General features: G+C 58.5%; 19 protein-coding genes and 1 other annotated feature (1 of these 20 cut by a window edge). Of the genes, 10 read left to right on the plus strand and 9 right to left on the minus strand.

What is annotated here, in order from left to right:
* Positions 1 to 39, plus strand: a sequence feature (Phe leader region) (it extends 86 nt beyond the left edge of the window).
* A gap of 62 nt (positions 40 to 101) precedes the next feature.
* From pheS to selO, 9 genes are all read left to right on the plus strand, one after another.
* Complete coding sequence (gene pheS / locus PUZ33_RS09625; RefSeq protein WP_013097003.1) at positions 102 to 1085, plus strand: phenylalanine--tRNA ligase subunit alpha; 984 nt, start codon at positions 102 to 104, stop codon at positions 1083 to 1085.
* 15 nt (positions 1086 to 1100) lie between these two features.
* Positions 1101 to 3488, plus strand: a complete 2388-nt coding sequence (pheT, locus tag PUZ33_RS09630) for a phenylalanine--tRNA ligase subunit beta (protein ID WP_058681450.1) — start codon at positions 1101 to 1103, stop codon at positions 3486 to 3488.
* 4 nt (positions 3489 to 3492) lie between these two features.
* The gene (gene ihfA / locus PUZ33_RS09635) at positions 3493 to 3792 is read left to right on the plus strand and encodes an integration host factor subunit alpha (protein WP_013097001.1); all 300 of its coding nucleotides are present in this window, start codon (positions 3493 to 3495) and stop codon (positions 3790 to 3792) included.
* Between the two features lie 103 nt (positions 3793 to 3895).
* A complete protein-coding gene (btuC, locus tag PUZ33_RS09640; protein WP_058681451.1) occupies positions 3896 to 4876 on the plus strand; it encodes a vitamin B12 ABC transporter permease BtuC in 981 nt (326 codons plus the stop codon).
* Between the two features lie 22 nt (positions 4877 to 4898).
* Positions 4899 to 5450 (plus strand): glutathione peroxidase, encoded by a 552-nt coding sequence (locus PUZ33_RS09645; protein WP_058681452.1) that lies wholly within the window; start codon positions 4899 to 4901, stop codon positions 5448 to 5450.
* A complete protein-coding gene (gene btuD, locus PUZ33_RS09650; protein ID WP_058681453.1) occupies positions 5450 to 6205 on the plus strand; it encodes a vitamin B12 ABC transporter ATP-binding protein BtuD in 756 nt (251 codons plus the stop codon). Before PUZ33_RS09645 ends, btuD begins: the two co-directional genes overlap by 1 nt.
* Before the next feature lie 74 nt (positions 6206 to 6279).
* Positions 6280 to 6744 (plus strand): C40 family peptidase, encoded by a 465-nt coding sequence (locus PUZ33_RS09655; protein WP_023620702.1) that lies wholly within the window; start codon positions 6280 to 6282, stop codon positions 6742 to 6744.
* Between the two features lie 293 nt (positions 6745 to 7037).
* Positions 7038 to 7748, plus strand: coding sequence for an EAL domain-containing protein (locus tag PUZ33_RS09660; RefSeq protein WP_020688361.1), 711 nt, complete (start codon positions 7038 to 7040; stop codon positions 7746 to 7748).
* Between the two features lie 64 nt (positions 7749 to 7812).
* A complete protein-coding gene (selO, locus tag PUZ33_RS09665; protein ID WP_058681454.1) occupies positions 7813 to 9255 on the plus strand; it encodes a protein adenylyltransferase SelO in 1443 nt (480 codons plus the stop codon).
* 39 nt (positions 9256 to 9294) lie between these two features.
* Here the strand turns inward: selO and PUZ33_RS09670 are convergent, their stop codons facing one another.
* From PUZ33_RS09670 to PUZ33_RS09690, 5 genes are read right to left on the minus strand one after another with little or no spacing between them, the layout of a single operon-like run.
* On the minus strand, positions 9295 to 10065 hold the full coding sequence (locus PUZ33_RS09670; RefSeq protein WP_013096993.1) for a 3-hydroxybutyrate dehydrogenase: 771 nt from the start codon (positions 10063 to 10065) through the stop codon (positions 9295 to 9297).
* 10 nt (positions 10066 to 10075) lie between these two features.
* On the minus strand, positions 10076 to 11467 hold the full coding sequence (locus PUZ33_RS09675) for a GntP family permease (protein WP_058681455.1): 1392 nt from the start codon (positions 11465 to 11467) through the stop codon (positions 10076 to 10078).
* 43 nt (positions 11468 to 11510) lie between these two features.
* The gene (locus tag PUZ33_RS09680; RefSeq protein WP_023620699.1) at positions 11511 to 12692 is read right to left on the minus strand and encodes an acetyl-CoA C-acetyltransferase; all 1182 of its coding nucleotides are present in this window, start codon (positions 12690 to 12692) and stop codon (positions 11511 to 11513) included.
* A 9-nt stretch (positions 12693 to 12701) separates the two neighbouring features.
* The gene (locus PUZ33_RS09685) at positions 12702 to 13358 is read right to left on the minus strand and encodes a CoA transferase subunit B (protein ID WP_020688356.1); all 657 of its coding nucleotides are present in this window, start codon (positions 13356 to 13358) and stop codon (positions 12702 to 12704) included.
* Between the two features lie 2 nt (positions 13359 to 13360).
* Entirely contained in the window at positions 13361 to 14068 is a 708-nt protein-coding gene (locus PUZ33_RS09690; protein WP_020688355.1) for a CoA transferase subunit A, read from the minus strand.
* A gap of 140 nt (positions 14069 to 14208) precedes the next feature.
* Here PUZ33_RS09690 and PUZ33_RS09695 point away from each other — a divergent pair, with 140 nt between their 5' ends.
* Positions 14209 to 15120, plus strand: a complete 912-nt coding sequence (locus PUZ33_RS09695; protein WP_252107659.1) for a LysR family transcriptional regulator — start codon at positions 14209 to 14211, stop codon at positions 15118 to 15120.
* Here the strand turns inward: PUZ33_RS09695 and PUZ33_RS09700 are convergent.
* From PUZ33_RS09700 to PUZ33_RS09715, 4 genes are read right to left on the minus strand one after another with little or no spacing between them, the layout of a single operon-like run.
* Complete coding sequence (locus tag PUZ33_RS09700; protein ID WP_038419173.1) at positions 15099 to 15878, minus strand: heme ABC transporter ATP-binding protein; 780 nt, start codon at positions 15876 to 15878, stop codon at positions 15099 to 15101. The two genes, PUZ33_RS09695 and PUZ33_RS09700, sit on opposite strands and share 22 nt — an antisense overlap.
* On the minus strand, positions 15871 to 16863 hold the full coding sequence (locus tag PUZ33_RS09705; protein WP_058681456.1) for a FecCD family ABC transporter permease: 993 nt from the start codon (positions 16861 to 16863) through the stop codon (positions 15871 to 15873). Before PUZ33_RS09705 ends, PUZ33_RS09700 begins: the two co-directional genes overlap by 8 nt.
* Entirely contained in the window at positions 16863 to 17684 is an 822-nt protein-coding gene (locus PUZ33_RS09710; RefSeq protein WP_058681457.1) for a heme/hemin ABC transporter substrate-binding protein, read from the minus strand. Before PUZ33_RS09710 ends, PUZ33_RS09705 begins: the two co-directional genes overlap by 1 nt.
* Complete coding sequence (locus PUZ33_RS09715; protein WP_058681458.1) at positions 17681 to 18709, minus strand: hemin-degrading factor; 1029 nt, start codon at positions 18707 to 18709, stop codon at positions 17681 to 17683. Before PUZ33_RS09715 ends, PUZ33_RS09710 begins: the two co-directional genes overlap by 4 nt.
* Positions 18710 to 18746 lie beyond the last annotated feature (37 nt).

The raw sequence follows: 18746 nt of genomic DNA on the forward strand, positions 1-18746 counted from the left end.
ACAGCGCCAGATAAGCCTCCCGATGGAGGCTTTTTTTGTGCCTGAATTTGAGAGAATACGTCCACCAAATCGGTGTCTGTACCGACATAATGAGGAAAATCATGTCACATCTCGCAGAGCTGGTTGCCAGTGCAACAGCCGCCATTAATCAGGCCTCAGATGTTGCCGCGTTAGACAATGTCCGCGTCGAATATCTGGGTAAGAAAGGGCATCTGACCCTTCAAATGACTACCCTGCGTGAGTTGCCGCCGGAAGAGCGCCCGGCAGCCGGTGCGGTGATAAACGAAGCCAAAGAGCAGGTGCAACAGGCTCTGAATGCGCGTAAAGCGGCGCTGGAAAGTGCCGTGCTGAATGCGCGTCTGGCGGCAGAGACGATCGATGTTTCTCTGCCTGGGCGCCGTATCGAAAACGGTGGCCTGCATCCGGTGACCCGCACCATCGATCGTATTGAAAGTTTCTTCGGTGAGCTCGGCTTTACCGTGGCGACTGGCCCGGAAATCGAAGATGATTACCATAACTTCGACGCTCTGAACATTCCAGGCCATCATCCGGCACGTGCTGACCACGACACTTTCTGGTTCGACGCCACCCGTCTGCTGCGTACTCAGACCTCCGGCGTACAGATCCGTACCATGAAGGAGCAGGAACCCCCGATCCGTATCATTGCACCGGGCCGCGTCTACCGTAACGATTACGATCAGACCCACACCCCAATGTTCCACCAGATGGAAGGGCTGATCGTTGATAAAAACATCAGCTTCACCAACCTGAAAGGCACGCTGCACGACTTCCTGAACAACTTCTTTGAGGAAGATCTGCAGGTTCGTTTCCGTCCGTCCTATTTCCCGTTCACCGAACCGTCTGCGGAAGTGGACGTGATGGGCAAAAACGGCAAATGGCTGGAAGTGCTGGGCTGCGGCATGGTGCATCCTAACGTACTGCGCAACGTGGGTATCGACCCGGAAGTTTACTCCGGCTTTGCGTTTGGGATGGGCATGGAGCGTCTGACCATGCTGCGTTATGGCGTGACCGATTTGCGTGCATTCTTCGAAAACGATCTGCGTTTCCTCAAACAGTTTAAATAAGGGCAGGACAGAACAATGAAATTCAGTGAACTGTGGTTACGCGAATGGGTGAACACCACGCTGGACAGCGAAGCGCTTTCCAACCAGATCACCATGGCGGGTCTGGAAGTTGACGGTGTAGAGCCGGTTTCTGGCGCCTTCACCGGCGTGGTCGTGGGCGAAGTGGTTGAATGCGGTCAGCATCCTAACGCTGACAAATTGCGCGTCACCAAAGTTAATGTGGGTGGCGATCGTCTGCTGGATATCGTCTGCGGCGCGCCAAACTGCCGTCAGGGTCTGAAAGTGGCCGTGGCGACTGTCGGCGCGGTGCTGCCGGGCGATTTCAAAATTAAAGCGGCCAAACTGCGCGGCGAGCCGTCTGAAGGCATGCTGTGCTCGTTCTCCGAGCTGGGTATTTCCGACGATCACAACGGCATTATTGAACTGCCGCTGGATGCGCCAATCGGCACCGATATCCGCGAATACCTGAAGCTCGATGACAACACCATCGAAATCAGCGTGACGCCAAACCGTGCGGACTGCTTAGGGATTATCGGCGTGGCTCGCGATGTTGCGGTGCTGAACCAGACCGAACTGAACGCGCCGGAGATTGTCCCGGTTGCTGCTACCATCAGCGACGTCCTGCCTATTCAGGTAGACGCGCCTGAAGCCTGCCCACGCTACCTCGGTCGTGTGGTGAAAGGTATCAACGTCAAAGCGCCGACCCCGCTGTGGATGAAAGAAAAACTGCGTCGCTGCGGTATCCGTTCTATTGATGCGGTTGTTGACGTGACCAACTATGTTCTGCTGGAACTGGGCCAGCCAATGCACGCATTCGATAAAGATCGTATCGACGGCGGGATTATCGTGCGTATGGCGAAAGAGGGTGAAACCCTGGTTCTGCTGGACGGCAGCGAAGCAAAACTGAATGCCGACACGCTGGTGATTGCCGATCACGGTAAGGCGCTGGCGATGGGCGGGATCTTCGGTGGCGAACACTCTGGCGTGAACGATGAAACGCAAAACGTTCTGCTGGAATGTGCCTTCTTCAGCCCGCTCTCTATTACCGGTCGCGCACGTCGTCATGGTCTGCACACCGATGCCTCTCACCGCTACGAGCGCGGCGTTGACCCGGCGCTGCAGTACAAAGCGATGGAACGTGCGACCCGTCTGCTGATCGACATCTGCGGCGGCGAAGCGGGCCCGGTTATTGATGTGACCAACGAAAACACCCTGCCGAAGCGCGCGACCATTACCCTGCGTCGCAGCAAATTGGATCGCCTGATTGGCCACCACGTTGCCGATGCACAGGTCACCGATATTCTGAAGCGTCTGGGTTGCGACGTGACGGAAGGGCAGGACGAGTGGAAAGCCGTTGCGCCGTCATGGCGTTTCGACATGGAGATTGAAGAAGATCTGGTGGAAGAAGTGGCCCGCGTCTACGGCTACAACAACATCCCTGACGAGCCGGTACAGGCCGGTCTGGTGATGGGCTCCCACCGTGAAGCCGATCTCTCCCTGAAGCGTGTGAAAACCATGCTGAACGACAAAGGTTATCAGGAAGTGATCACCTACAGCTTTGTCGATCCTAAGCTGCAGCAGCTGATCCATCCAGGCCAGGAAGCGCTGATCCTGCCAAGCCCGATCTCCAGCGAGATGTCGGCAATGCGCCTGTCTCTGTGGACCGGCCTGCTGGGCACGATTGTCTACAACCAGAATCGTCAGCAAAACCGTGTGCGAATTTTTGAAAGCGGTTTGCGCTTTGTGCCGGATAATCAGGCAAATTTAGGCATCCGTCAGGATCTCATGCTGGCTGGCGCCATCAGCGGTAATCGCTATGAAGAGCACTGGGACCTGGCAAAAGGCACGGTTGATTTCTACGATATGAAGGGCGATCTGGAAGCAATTCTCGATCTGACCGGTAAATTATCTGAAATTGAATTCCGTGCAGAAGCCATTCCGGCACTCCATCCGGGCCAAAGTGCGGCTATCTATTTAGCGGGCAAACGCATTGGTTTTATTGGTGTTGTTCATCCTGAGCTGGAACGTAAACTGGACCTGAACGGCCGTACCATCGTGTTTGAGCTGGAATGGAGTCCGGTTGCAGACCGCGTGATTCCACAGGCGCAGGACGTCTCTCGCTTCCCGGCAAACCGCCGTGATATCGCGGTTGTGGTCGCTGAAAACGTGCCTGCAGCAGATATTTTGGCCGAGTGTAAGAAAGTTGGCGTAAATCAGGTAGTTGGCGTAAACTTATTTGACGTGTACCGCGGCAAGGGCGTAGCAGAAGGTTTCAAGAGCCTCGCTATCAGCCTTATCCTTCAGGATACCAGCCGTACACTCGAAGAAGAGGAGATTGCCGCTACCGTCGCCAAATGTGTAGAGGCATTAAAAGAGCGATTCCAGGCATCATTGAGGGATTGAACCTATGGCGCTTACAAAAGCTGAAATGTCAGAATATCTGTTTGATAAGCTTGGGCTTAGCAAACGGGATGCCAAAGAGCTGGTAGAGCTGTTTTTCGAAGAGATCCGTCGTGCTCTGGAAAATGGTGAGCAGGTAAAACTCTCCGGCTTTGGCAATTTTGATTTGCGAGACAAAAACCAACGTCCGGGCCGTAACCCGAAGACGGGGGAAGATATTCCCATTACAGCCCGCCGCGTGGTGACCTTCAGACCCGGACAGAAGTTAAAAAGCCGTGTCGAAAACGCAACGCCCAAAACAGAGTAATATGAACTAACTAAAAAGGCCGCTCTCGCGGCCTTTTTTCTTTGCTCTCGCTGGCAAACCCGCCGTAAAATCAATTACATCTCACGCTAATAAAACCGTACACATGCTTGATTTTGCCCATCGCCAACAGCGTTCCGATCGACGCCACCTGCTTTTGCTGGTACTGCTGCTTTTTGTTGCCGCCAGTTTTAGCCTGTGTGCCGGCGACCAGTGGCTAAGCCCGGCACGCTGGTTTGGTCCTGAAGGGCAGCTTTTCGTCTGGCAAATTCGTCTGCCGCGCACGCTGGCGGTGATCCTGGTCGGTGCCGCGCTGGCGCTCTCAGGCACCATTATGCAGGCGTTGTTTGAAAACCCTCTGGCAGAGCCGGGGCTGCTCGGTGTCTCAAATGGCGCCGGTGTAGGGCTGATTGCCGCGGTGATGCTCGGCGGTGGGGCGCTTTCCCCCTGGGGCGTTAGCCTCAGCGCCATTCTCGGGGCATTGCTGATCACTCTTATTCTCCTGCGCTTCGCACGACGCCATTTATCAACCAGTCGGCTGCTGCTTGCCGGGGTTGCGTTGGGGATCATCTGCAGCGCGTTGATGACCTGGGCGGTCTACTTCTCCACCTCGTTCGATCTGCGTCAGCTGATGTACTGGATGATGGGCGGGTTTGGCGGCGTAGACTGGCGGCAGGGCTGGCTGATGGTGCTGCTGGTCCCGGTCATACTGTGGGCGGGCGTGCAGTCGCAGCCGCTGAATATTCTCGCTCTTGGTGAAACCTCAGCCCGCCAGCTCGGGATGCCGATTGGCGTCTGGCGCAATGCGCTGGTGATTGCAATCGGCTGGCTGGTGGGAGTGAGCGTGGCGCTGGCGGGGGCGATTGGCTTTATCGGGCTGGTTATCCCGCACATGCTGCGTCTGTGTGGCATCACCGACCATCGAATCTTACTTCCCGCCTCGGCAGTGGCCGGTGCGGCAACGCTGCTGGTGGCGGATATCATCGCCAGGCTCGCCCTGAACGCCGCTGAGTTGCCCATCGGTGTGGTCACCGCCACGCTGGGCGCGCCGGTGTTTATCTGGCTACTATTAAAAGCTGGACGTTAAATCGATAACCTGAGGAAATGCTATGCAGTCTGATATTCTGAATACCGAAGTGACCACCATCGACGGGGACAAAACCACCCTGGAACGCTACAAAGGCAACGTGTTGCTCATTGTGAACGTGGCCTCCAAATGTGGTCTGACGCCGCAGTACGAGCAGCTGGAGAACATTCAGAAAGCCTGGGAGAAAGACGGCTTTACCGTACTGGGCTTCCCGTGCAATCAGTTCCTGGGTCAGGAGCCGGGCAGCGAAGAGGAGATCAAAACGTTTTGCAGCACCACCTATGGCGTGACGTTCCCGATGTTCAGCAAAATTGATGTGAATGGCGAAACTCGTCACCCGCTGTATGCCAAACTGGTGGCCGCCGCGCCGACCGCCGTGGCACCGGAAGGCAGTGGCTTTTACGAGCGTATGGCCAGCAAAGGGCGAGCACCGCTCTATCCGGACGACATCCTGTGGAATTTCGAAAAATTCCTGATTGGTCGTGACGGCCAGGTCGTTCAGCGTTTTTCTCCGGATATGACGCCTGAAGATCCTATCGTCATGGAGTCAATCAAGCTGGCGCTGGCGAAATAATGACGCAGCTGATGCAGCTCACGGACGTTGCCGAGACGGGGCGTCTGGAGCCGGTGATGGCTGCCATCCGTGCAGGTGAAATCCTGCATCTGGTGGGGCCGAACGGGGCAGGGAAGAGTACGCTGCTGGCGCGCATGGCGGGGCTGACCGTCGGGCCAGGCTCGATCACCTTGCTCGATAGCCCCCTTGGTGACTGGTCGGCGGTCGCGCTGGCGCACCGGCGGAGCTACCTTGTTCAGCAGCAGGTCCCGCCGTTTGCGATGCCGGTCTGGCACTATCTGATGCTGCATCTGCACGATAAACAGCAGACCGCGCTGCTCACCAAAGTGGCGGCAGCGTTGGGGTTAGAGGACAAACTTTCCCGGCATGCCAGCCAGCTTTCCGGTGGCGAGTGGCAGCGCGTCCGTCTGGCGGCGGTGATCCTTCAGATCCATCCGGCGGGCAACCCTCACGGGCGACTGTTGTTGCTGGACGAGCCGATGAGCGGTCTGGACGTGGCGCAACAGGCGGCGCTGGACACGCTCCTCAGCGCGCTGTGTCGACAAGGCATTGCCGTGGTGATGAGCAGCCATGACCTGAACCATACGCTGCGCCATGCGCACAGCGTCTGGCTTCTGGCGCGCGGGAAGATGATTGCCAGCGGCACGCGCGATAGCGTCCTTACGCCGCCAAATCTCGCTCGTGCTTACCATATGCCGTTCCGCAGGCTGGATATCGAAGGGCATAAGATGCTGATTTCTACCGCACACGAGTAACCGTTTCTTGCCTGTTAGCGCCATTGCACGCTAAATTACGAAAAGAATAAAAAAAGCAGAGGATTCGTCTGGACATGCGATTCTGGTTTCTCATGGTGGCAGCGTTATTTCTTGCGGGATGCAGTAGCCATCGCGCACCGCCGCCTAACCCACGACTTTCAGATTCAATCACCGTGATTGCCAGCCTGAACGATCAGCTGAGCAACTGGCGCGGGACACCGTATCGCTACGGTGGCATGAGTCGCGGTGGGGTGGATTGCTCCGGCTTTGTGCTGATGACGTTCCGGGATAAGTTTGATTTGCAGCTTCCGCGCGAAACGCGCAAACAGGCTGAAATCGGTACCGAAATTGATAAAGATGAGTTGTTACCCGGCGACCTGGTTTTTTTCAAAACCGGCTCGGGTGAAAGTGGTCTGCATGTTGGCATTTATGATACGGATAACCAGTTTATTCATGCCTCGACCAGTCGTGGGGTGATGCGTTCTTCCCTCGATAATGTTTACTGGCGTAAAAATTTCTGGCAGGCACGACGTATTTAGTCCGCCACCGACCACGCATTTCTGACGGCATGGCACAATTAAACCATGCCGTTTTTTTGCAAATAAGATGATTAAAGTTAAATTTACAACAAATTACTTATGTCCTTATGTGTCTGTTTTATCTAAAACTGGCTATTACGCAGCAACCAGGATAAGATTATTTTAGATTCAGGGATAAATCTGAAAATTAATACGGATCTAATGAAATTAAACTTATTAAAATCAAGACAGTGGAATTGTGTCAGCAATTGCTCCAGGATGTCCTCTCTCATCTTTAATGCGGGGCGAGTGCAATGATTATTACGTTAGATAATGCCTACCAGTCTGAGCTGTTGCTCCAGCCTGCCCGCAATAATGCCGGTGAGCTTAAAGGATTAGAGGTGACGGTTAACTTTACTGGCGTCGGCAGCGATGTACGGATCCCCACTGAACTCGTTATCCCGCGTCTGACACCGGCAGAAGAGTTAGCGCTGTTTCAAGAAAAACTGCAATTGCTTGATACCTGCAAACTGTTTTTTATTCAGCATCAGTTAATTGCATGGATCAATATTACACCTGTAATAGTTGAGTTTTTATTAAGTAATGGGAACGCTGTTTCAATACTTGAGCGTTATCCGTTTCTTGAGTTTACTGTTAATGAGAATTATCCAGGTTTAAATAACGGAAAAGACGATCCCGAACTGGCGAGAATGGCGATTCATTTTCCGCTGGTGCTGGCAAACTTTGGTGCCGGTGAAGCCTCGCTTAAAGCCGTTTATGATGGTTTGTTTAAACGTGTCATTCTGGACAAAGGGTTTATCCAGCAGCACGCGGCAGCGCTTTCTTTTGAGCCCTTTATGCGCGCTATTCTGTGGCAAATAACGTCACATTGTCAGTCTGTGCTCGTCGCCGGTATTGACGATCATGCCCTGTTGCAGCGCGTTTTATCCTTCAACTTTGGTGCCATGCAGGGGGCGCTGTGGCCTGCCGTAACTGCAGAGCGCGTCACCACGCTGGTTCAGTGATAACCCTTTCTTTCGCCCGTGTTTAAGTCCGGGTAAACCCTCTACACTAAAAGCAGGAGGACTTATGACCCTGTCTTTTACTGCGCACTGGCATGACGAGTTGCCGGGTTTTTATACCGCACTCAAACCAACACCATTACATCATTCCCGTCTTGTCTGGCATAACGATTCGCTGGCGAACGACCTGGCTATCCCACCGGAAATGTTCCAGCCTTCAGACGGCACGGGCGTCTGGGGAGGGGAAACGCTGCTCGATGGCATGCAGCCCCTCGCTCAGGTCTATAGCGGACACCAGTTTGGCGTCTGGGCGGGACAGCTGGGGGACGGCCGTGGGATCCTGCTCGGCGAACAACAGCTCCCCGGCGGAGAGACGGTCGACTGGCACCTGAAAGGGGCGGGTCTCACACCCTATTCACGCATGGGCGACGGGCGCGCGGTACTGCGCTCAACCATCCGTGAAAGTCTGGCGTCGGAAGCGATGCATGCGCTGGGTATTCCCACCACGCGCGCGCTGACGATAGTGACCAGTGACACCCCGGTGGTCCGCGAAACGGTAGAAAAAGGCGCGATGCTGATGCGCATTGCGCAAAGCCATCTGCGTTTCGGCCATTTTGAACACTTTTATTATCGCCGCGAGCCGGAAAAAGTACGCCAGCTTGCCGATTACGCCATCCGACGGCACTGGCCGCAGTTACAGGACGAGGCCGACAAATACCACCTCTGGTTCCAGGATGTGGTTGCCCGCACGGCAATCATGATTGCCCGCTGGCAGTCCGTAGGCTTTGCTCATGGCGTGATGAACACCGACAACATGTCAATTCTGGGGCTGACCTTTGATTACGGTCCGTTTGGTTTTCTCGATGACTACCAGCCGGGGTATATCTGCAACCACTCGGACTATCAGGGGCGCTATAGCTTTGACAATCAGCCGGCGGTAGGGCTGTGGAATCTGCAGCGTCTGGCGCAATCCCTGTCGCCGTTTATCGACGTTGATGCCCTGAATGATGCGCTCGACGGCTATCAGGAGACATTGCTGCGCGAATACGGCACGCTGATGCGCAACAAGCTGGGGCTGCTGACGCAGGAGAAGGGCGATAACGCTATTCTGAATGGCTTGTTTGCGCTCATGGCGCGTGAGGGCAGCGACTATACCCGTACCTTCCGTATGCTCGGCCAGACAGAGCAGCATAGCCCCGCCTCACCGCTGCGCGATGAGTTTATCGACCGACAGGCGTTTGACGACTGGTTTGCCACTTACCGCGCGCGCCTGCAACAAGAACAGGTGGATGACGCGACCCGGCAGGCGCAGATGAACGCGGCGAACCCGGCGATGGTCTTGCGCAACTGGCTGGCGCAGCGGGCGATTGAGCAGGCGGAGCAAGGTGAGTATGCGGAATTACACCGGCTGCACGTAGCGTTGCGCACGCCGTTTGCCGACCGGGACGACGATTATGTCAGCCGCCCGCCTGACTGGGGCAAGCGGCTGGAGGTCAGCTGCTCAAGCTAATGTTATGGCCGGGAAGCACAGGCTTGCCCGGCCGATACGTCACTGGGCGACCCACCCGCCGTCCATATTCCACGCCGCGCCCCGCACGTGCACGGCGCTGTCACTACATAAAAACAGCGCCAGTTCACCCAGCTGTTCTGGCGTAACAAACTCTCCTGATGGCTGTTTCTCCGCAAGCAACTGCTCGCGAGCCCGATCCGCAGGCACACCTTCTGCGATACGTTTGTCGATCTGCTGCTGAACCAGCGGCGTAAGCACCCATCCCGGGCAGATGGCGTTAGCAGTAATACCGGTGCGGGCAGTCTCCAGCGCCAGGGATTTTGTAAAACCGACCACCCCGTGCTTGGCGGCGACATAGGCTGACTTCTCTTTTGACGCCACCAGCCCATGCACGGAGGCGATATTAATGATGCGTCCCCAGTTTTTCTCGCGCATTGCAGGCAGCGCCAGTCGGCTGGTGTGAAACACCGACGACAGGTTAATGGCAATAATGTCGTTCCATTTCTCCACCGGGAACGCCTCAACCGGGGCGACATGCTGTATCCCGGCATTATTGATAAGAATATCCACCCCGCCGAACTGCGTGTCGGCGTAGCGCATCATCGCATCGATTTGCAGGGCGTCACGCAGATCTGCATCGTGATAACCCGGTTTTTTCCCCAGCCGGGCGATCTCTTCTCTTGCTGCGTCACTGTCGCCAAAACCGTTGAGGATCAGCTGTGCTCCGGCCTTTGCCAGTACGCGGGCGATGCCCAGACCAATCCCGCTGGTCGAGCCGGTCACCAGCGCCGTTTTACCGTTCAGATTCATTTTATTCTCCTTACACAATGCCGGTGAGATAGAACACGGCAATGACAAAAAGCACCGCCAGACTTTTGATGATCGTGATGGCGAAAATACCGCCATAGGCCTGACGATGGCTAAGACCGGTGATGGCAAGCAGCGTAATCACCGCGCCGTTATGGGGCAGTGTATCCATGCCACCGCTGGCCATAGAAGCCACCCGGTGCAGGACCTCCAGCGGAATATTCGCGGCATGGGCGGCGGCGACAAAGCTATCTGCCATGGCCGCCAGCGCAATGCTCATCCCGCCTGAAGCCGAACCGGTGATCCCGGCGAGAACGGTTACGCTGATCGCTTCATTCAGTAACGGGTTCGGAATAGCCGCCAGCGCGTGGGATAAGACCAGAAAGCCGGGCAGGGCGGCGATAACTGCACCGAAACCATATTCCGAGGCGGTATTCATCGCCGCCAGGATCGCGCCGCTCACTGCCGTCCGGCTGCCTTCCGCCAGACGTCCCCGGATGTTGCGAAAACCAAAGATCAGCACCAGCATGATACCGGAAATCAGCGCGGCTTCCACGGCCCAGATGGCGGTGATCTTGCTGACCTCGGTCACAATCGGCTTTGCCAGCCCGGGCAGGGTCAGCTCGTGGCTGGTGCCATACCAGCCGGGGATCCAGCGGGTAAACAGCAGGTTGAGGATCCCCACCACCAGCAGGGGGGAAATCGCAATCAGCGGATGGGGAAGGTTAATGTTTTCCGGCGTTTCCGGTTCGTTTTTCAGATCCGTGCCGTAACCTTCATTGTTATTGAGCGCTTTCCGCCGCTGGCGCTCCAGCCAGAGCAGGCCAAAGCAGATAATAAAAAGCGAGCCAATCAGCCCCAGCCAGGGGGCAGCCCAGGCATTAGTGCCGAAGAAGCTGGTGGGGATAATATTCTGGATCTGCGGCGTGCCGGGCAGGGCGTCCATGGTGAACGAGAACGCCCCCAGCGCCACGGTCGCCGGGATCAGCCGTTTGGGGATCCCGCTCTGGCGAAACAGTTCGGCGGCGAAAGGATAAACGGCAAACGCCACCACAAAGAGCGACACGCCGCCGTAGGTTAACAGTGCGCAGACCAGCACAATCACCGGAATGGCGTGGCGGCGGCCAAGGATTTGAATCGCTGCGGCAACAATGGAGCGTGAGAAGCCGGAGAGTTCAATCAGCTTGCCAAACACGGCGCCCAGCAGGAACACCGGGAAGTAGAGCTTGACGAAGCCCACCATCTTTTCCATAAACAGGCCGGTAAACGTCGGGCCGACAGCGCCCGGGTCGGTTAACAGCACGGCACCCAGCGCCGCAATGGGCGCAAAAAGAATAACGCTATATCCGCGATAGGCCGCCAGCATCAGCAGCGCCAGCGCCGCCAGGGCAATTAACACACTCATTGCGACTCCTTACTGTTGTTATATTCGGGTACTCACGAGAGGTTTAACGCTCGACGGTCAGCGCAATGCCTTGCCCGCCGCCTATGCACAGAGTGACCAGCCCTTTTTTGGCGTCACGGCGCTGCATCTCATGCAGCAGCGTCACAAGGATCCGACAGCCGGATGCACCAATCGGATGGCCCAGCGCGATAGCGCCACCGTTAACGTTCACCTTGCGCGCATCCCAGCCGAGCAGGTTACCAACCGCCAGCGCCTGCGCGGCAAAAGCTTCGTTGGCTTCGATGAGATCCACCTCATCCAGCGTCCAGCCTGCCCGCGCCAGCGCGGTCTGGCAGGCGCTGACGGGGCCGATGCCCATTACGGACGGGTCGACCCCGGTAACGGCGTAGCTCACGATCCGGCCCAGCACCGGTAGTCCGCTCGCCCGCGCTTTTTCTTCGCTCATCAGCAACACCGCGGCGGCGCCATCGTTCAGGGTGGAGGCATTCCCCGCCGTGACCGTACCGTCCTCCTGGCGAAACGCGGGGCGCAGTTGCGCAAGCTGCTCTGCGGTGGTTCCTGGTCGGGGTTGTTCGTCATGACGAATCACCAATGGCGGCTTCTTGCCCTGTTTCACCGTTACCGGGGTAATCTCGGCCTCAAAGCGAGCAGATTCGATGGCAGACGCCGCCTTTTGCTGTGACCCGGCGGCGAAGGCATCCTGCTGCTCGCGTGAAATGCCGTGCTGCCGGGCGACGTTTTCCGCGGTGATCCCCATGTGGTAATCGTTAAACGCATCCCACAGGCCGTCGACGATCATGCTGTCCTGCAGGCCTGTGTGGCCAAAACGCAGCCCGGAACGGGCGCCATCCAGCAGGTAAGGGGCATTGCTCATGCTCTCCTGACCGCCCGCGATCACCACCTCTGCGTCTCCACAGCGGATAGCCTGTGCCGCAAGCTGTACCGCCTTCAGCCCCGCGCCGCAGACCAGATTGACCGTGGTGGCAGGGGTACTGACGGGCAGCCCGGCGGCGATAGCCGTCTGACGTGCCGGGTTTTGTCCGCAGCCTGCCGTCAGCACCTGCCCAAAAATCAGTTCGTCTGTGTCACCTGCCGAAAGCGAGCTCTCCTCAAGCAGGCGGCGCACCGCGACAGCACCAAGTTCAACGGCGGAAAGGGGAGAGAGCGAACCGCGAAAACTGCCAATCGGCGTTCGCGTTGCCCCGACTATCATGACGTTTTTCATGTTGAGTTCTCAGCTAAAGCGCATTTCGCGAACGTCGTCCGCCACGATGATTTTTCCGGCAGTTTTGCTGACGATCTCGTCAATGCCGACGCCGGGGGCGTATTCACGCAGAATGAACGCACCGTCTTTAATTTCCAGCAGGGCCAGGTCGGTTAACACCCGGCGGATGCAGCCCACGCCGGTGAGCGGTAGCGTGCAGCGCGACAGCAGTTTGGACTCACCGCTCTTCGACGCGTGGGTCATCACGACAATGATGTTCTGCGCCCCGGCGACAAGATCCATGGCGCCGCCCATGCCTTTCACCATCTTTCCGGGGATCATCCACGAGGCGATGTTGCCTTCCACGTCCACCTCAAACGCCCCGAGCACCGTGAGGTCGACGTGACCCCCCCGGATCATGGCGAAGGACTGGGCCGAGTCGAAAATGGCGGCACCGGTTCGCGCGGTAACGGTCTGCTTACCGGCGTTAATCATGTCGGCATCAAGGCTCTGCGCATCGGGAAATTCCCCCATCCCCAGCAGTCCGTTTTCTGACTGGAGCATCACGTCCATGCCGGCGGGGATGTAGTTCGCCACCAGCGTCGGGATGCCGATCCCCAGGTTGACGTAGTAACCGTCGCGCAGCTCACGGGCGACGCGCATGGCCATCTGTTCGCGGGTTAACATGGTCAGACTCCCTCTGCGCGCAGCGTGCGCTGTTCAATGCGTTTCTCAAACTGGCCGACAATCAGCCTGTCGACGTAAATTCCCGGGGTGTGAATGGCGGACGGCGGCAGCTCACCCGGCGGGACAATCTCTTCCACCTCCACCACGGTTATCCGTCCTGCGGTGGCCATTAGCGGGTTGAAATTTTGCGCGGTGTGGCGGTAGATGACGTTGCCGTACCAGTCCGCTTTCCAGCCTTTGATCAGCGCAAAATCGCCGGTAATGGCCTCTTCAAGGATGTAATGCTTACCGGCAAACTGACGTACCTCTTTCCCGGCGGCCACGGGCGTGCCATAGCCGGTGGCCGTGTAAAATGCCGGAATACCGGCCCCGCCCGCGCGCACCTTTTCGGCCAGCGTGCCCTGGGGCGTCAGCTCAACCTCCAGCTCGCCGCTCAGCACCTGCTGTTCGAACAGCGCGTTCTCGCCGACGTAAGACGCCACCACCTTCCGCACCTGGCGCGTCTCCAGCAGCAGCCCGAGCCCGAAACCATCCACGCCGCAGTTGTTCGATACCACCGTCAGGCCCTGCACCTGACGGCGTTTGACTTCCGCAATCAGATTTTCAGGAATACCGCACAGGCCAAAGCCGCCCGCCAGCAATGTCATCCCGTCCGTCAGCCCCTCCAGCGCCTGCGCATAGCTGCCGACGCGTTTATCCAGTCCTGCCATAGCCATCCCTCCTGTTGTCCGTGGCGGTATCATTGGGGGCGACGACTCTTTTGTTAATTTTGAATTTGTGACCCACTCATTTGGTTTTTTTATTAATTTCCTGTTAACTAAATTTTTTCAATTAGTTAACAGGATGAAAAATGAGAATGAGAGTAAAACAGTTACGCGCGTTTTTAGCGGTAGCTCACACTCTCAATTTTGCGCACGCCAGCGAACGGTTAAATCTTTCTCAGCCTGCCCTCAGCCTGACGATTAAAGGGCTGGAGGATGCGCTGGGAGGCCCGCTGCTGCAGCGAAGCACGCGTAAGGTCACCCTGACGCAGGAGGGCGAAACCTTTTTACCGATGGCGCGGCAGCTGCTGGCTGACTGGGATAACGTGGAAGAGGCAATGCACCAGTGCTTTACGCTGCAGCGCGGCAAAATCTCGGTCGCGGCCATGCCGTCGTTTGCGGCTAACGTCCTGCCGGAGGTGCTGAAAGCGTTTCGCGATCGCCATGCCGGGATCAACGTCACCGTGCATGATGTCATCAACGAACAGGTGATTGAGATGGTGCGGGAAGGGCGGGTCGAGATGGGGATCGCCTTTGAACCGGCGCCGACGCATAACCTGCTGTTTACGCCGCTGGGCCTCGACCGGTTTGTCGCCATTGTGCCGAAAGCGTCCCCCCTTGCGATGAAAAAACGCCTCTCCTGGAATGAACTGCTGACGCTGGATTTCATTACCCTGCAGCGCCCCTCGGCGGTGCGCCTGATGATGGAAGAGGAGCTGGCCCGTAGCGGCCGCAAGCTGGAGGTGGCGCTGGAGAGCCATCAGCTGGTGACGGTAGGAAGGATGGTCGCCAGCGGGCTGGGCGGCAGTGCCGTACCGGCGCTGTGCGAGGCGCAGATGACATCGCTGGGTGCGGTCTGTATTCCGCTGGACAGCCCGCCGATAGAAAAATGTATCGGGGTGATCCATCCAGGGCACACGCAGCTCTCAAAAGCGGCGCATGCCTTGCTGGAAACCCTGAAAGATTTTTATCAGCCCGATCAGGGGGCGAGAAATACCTGAGGTGCAGCATGAGCCGGGTGTCGGCCAACCTGCACCTGCGCGCCGTACCAGCGCGTCAGCGTATCGGCCTGCAGAACCGCCTCCGGGGCCCCCTGAGCGACCATTTTGCCGTTATGTAACAGCAGGATCCGATCCGCCCACAGCGCCGCCAGATTGAGATCGTGCAGCACAACACAGACATGCAAATGCCCCCGACGGGTCAGGGAAGAGAGCAGGCGCAGCAGATGCTGCTGGTGGTAAAGATCCAGCGCGGACGTGGGTTCATCCAGAAACAGCCAGCCGCGCGGCGCACCGTCGCACCAGAGCTGTGCCAGCGCGCGGGCGAGTTGAACGCGTTGCTGCTCCCCGCCGGAGAGCGCCGCAAACTGCCTGCCCGCCAGCGGTAAACAGCCGGAGATGGCCATCACCTCCTCAATCACCGACGCCTCAGGGCGGCGCGTCCATGGCGCACGCCCCATCCCGATCACCGCTTCTACCGGCCAGTCGAATCCGAGCTGGGTATTCTGGCGCATGACCGCCCGGTAGCGGGAGAGTCTGTCCGGCGGCCAGGCCGCAAGCGGCGTTCCTGCAAGACTGCACCGTCCGCTCGCGGGTTTGAGATAGCCGGTAAGCAGGCGTAACAAGGTCGATTTCCCGGCACCGTTGGGGCCAATCAACGCCACCAGTTCGCCCTGAGAGAGGGTCAGCGACACGTCGTCGATCAGCGTCCGTTGTCCGGCGTGAAAGACAATATTTTCCGCACAGTAGCGTTCAGCCATGCGCACCTCCGCGACGAAAGATAAGCCACAGGAACCACGGCGCACCGAGAAGACTGGTCAATAAACCGACCGGCATTTCCGCCGGGGCGACCAGGGTACGCGCCAGCGTATCGGCAGCCAGCAGCAGTAACGCACCGGCCAGCACCGAGCCGGGGATCACCGCCCGGTGGTCGGCCCCCAGCCACATGCGCACCAGGTGTGGCACCACAAGGCCAACAAAGCCGATGACACCGCTGACGGCCACCGCGGCGGCCACCAGCAGGGCGCTGCACAGCAGCAAGAGCCGCTGCACAACGGCTACCTCCACCCCGAGGTAGTGCGCCTCTTCTTCGCCAAGCTGCAGCAAATTAAGCGCGCCAGCCAGGCGCCAGATAACCAGCACGGTGGGAACCATCAGCGAGCAGACGGCCAGCAGCGTTGACCACTGGGCCTGACCGAGGCTGCCCATGCCCCAGAGTGAGAGCTGGCGAAGCTGGGCATCATTACTGAGCCATGACAGCACGCCGACGGCCGCCCCGCACAGGGCATTGATGGCAATCCCCACCAGCAGCAGTCGCGACAGGGAACTGTCACGCTGCCGGCTGAGCAGGAAAATCACGAATGTCGCGGCCAGCGCCCCGAGAAACGCCGCCAGCATCGGGGCGTACAGCATCACCAGCGCGGGCAGCGAGAGCGGAAGAACCACCCACAGCGCGACGGCGAGTGCTGCGCCGCTGCTGATCCCCAGCAGGCCCGGATCGGCCAGCGGGTTACGAAACAGTCCCTGCATCACGCAGCCCGCCAGCGCCAGCGAACCGCCGATCGCCAGCGCCAGCAGCACGCGGGGCAGGCGGATTGTCAGCCAGATCTGACGCAGTGCGTTGTCGCTGCCGCTCCACAGCAGGCTGACCGGCAGGCGCAACGCGCCCACACCGCTGGCCGCCAGCGTCATGACGGCCAGCAGCGCGGCCAGCAACCACAATGCCAGTACGGCGCGTCGGGACATCAGGGCAATTGCTCCGCTTTACGGCGTAACTGCTGGATGGCCTGTGGCGTTCGCACGCTAAAGCCCAACAGCGCCATATCGTCGATGGCCAGCATCTGCCGGTGACGTCCCGCTGGAGTTTGCGCCAGACCGGGCAGTTGCCACACCGCATCCGCCCCACCCAGAGCGTTCACGCCATCCTGCGAGATCACCACCAGGTCGGGCTGACTGGCGATAACGCCTTCCTGAGACAGCGGCTGATAGCGAGTGAAGCCCTGCATCGCGTTCTGCAGCCCTGCCGCACGAATGGCAGCATCCGCTGCGGTTTGTTGCCCGGCGGCCATCGCGGTCATCCCGCCGTGGTTGAGAATAAACAGCACCCGTTTATTGAGCGGTGACACGGGAAGCGCCGACAGCGCCTGACGCAGCGAGTTGCGCAGGGTTTTCCCTTCTGCCTCGCGGTGTGTCGCCTCAGCGATAACCCGAACCTTTTCATCGATAACACTGAGGTCATTGCCTGCCGGAACGGTGATCACCCTGACGTGACTCTGCTCTACCTGTTTTAACGCCAGAGACGGCTGTGCCTGTGCACTGGCCAGCACCAGCGTGGGGCGCATGGACAAAATGCCTTCGGCATTTAGCTGGCGCAGATAGCCCACGTCCGGCAGCGTGTTCGCCGCCTGTGGCCACTGGCTGGTGCTGTCGCGTGCCACCAGCGAAGATGCCGCGTTGAGCGCATAGACAATCTCGGTGACGTCGCCGCCGAGCGCGACGATTTTCTCCTGCGGCGCAGCAAATGCCAGCAGCGGCAGGGCGCTGATCAGGGCAAGCCATTTTTTCATGCGGCCAGCCCTTTTGCCGTTAAGGCGTCGATCTGGCTGCGCCACTGGCTCTGCTCGGGTTCGCCTTCGCTCCGCTGGCCGTACAGCTGGGCAATCTGCGTGCCGTCGGCGGCAAACAGCTCCAGGCTGGTGACATGTCCGTCAGCCGTCGGTTTGCGCGTGACCCAGGATTCGGCGATGGCGCCTTCCAGCAGATGCAGGGTAAAGGCCGGGTTGAAGATGTTCAGCCAGCCCTTCATCGGCATCAGTTTTTCCACCACGCCGGTGAAGATCTGCACGCAGCCGCGGTTGCCGACGAAAATCATGATTTCGTTCCCGTCCTGGCGCGCCGTTTCCAGCAACTGGGCCAGCGCGGTGTTGTCGACCCTGCAGGCCAGATCGTCGCCCACCAGGCGAAACGCCTGCTGGCGGCTGAGGTTGTGACGCTTGAGCAGGCTGAAGAACTGATGCACGTCGGTCATGGCACGCCACTCTGTGTCCACGCGCGAGGCGTCCGGGTTTTCAGCGTGAGCCGGGACATCGGCCGTTTTCAACGCCAGCGGCGGATTCCCGGCAAAGATAAAGCGGGTGAGCAGATCGCCCCAGGCGGTGAGGTCGGTGTTATCCGTGGCGTAAACCTTCAGCAGGGCGTCTCCCTGGTGGTCGAAGAACTGAATGCTCTGCCGCTCGCCGTGGGCGGTGGCCTCGCTGATATGAAATACGCTCGCCCACTGGTTAAGGAACAGGCGCAGATCCAGCGCGCGCGGGTTGAGGATCAGCCCGGCGTGGCCGCTCAGGTGTTGATGGGTAAAGGCGCCGACCTGCTCGTGAACGGCGTAGTCGTTGCGGCAGATGCATTTGGTTTCGCCCACCGCTTCCAGCGCGGCCAGGATCTCGCGGGCATCACCGCGCAGGCGCCAGGCGTCATGGCCCACACGGGCGAAGGTCAGCTCGGCTTCGCTGATGTTCATTAAACCTGCAATGTCGCGCGCGTACTTACCCGGATTTTTGTCTTTTAGCTCAAGCCAGCGTGTGTAGTGATTCATTGTCTTTTCCTCTCAAAGCATTGCCCCGGCCAGCCGG

Origin of the sequence: Enterobacter cloacae complex sp. 2022EL-00981 (genome assembly GCF_028737495.1) — a bacterium.
In the GTDB taxonomy this organism is placed as follows: Bacteria; Pseudomonadota; Gammaproteobacteria; order Enterobacterales; family Enterobacteriaceae; genus Enterobacter; species Enterobacter cloacae.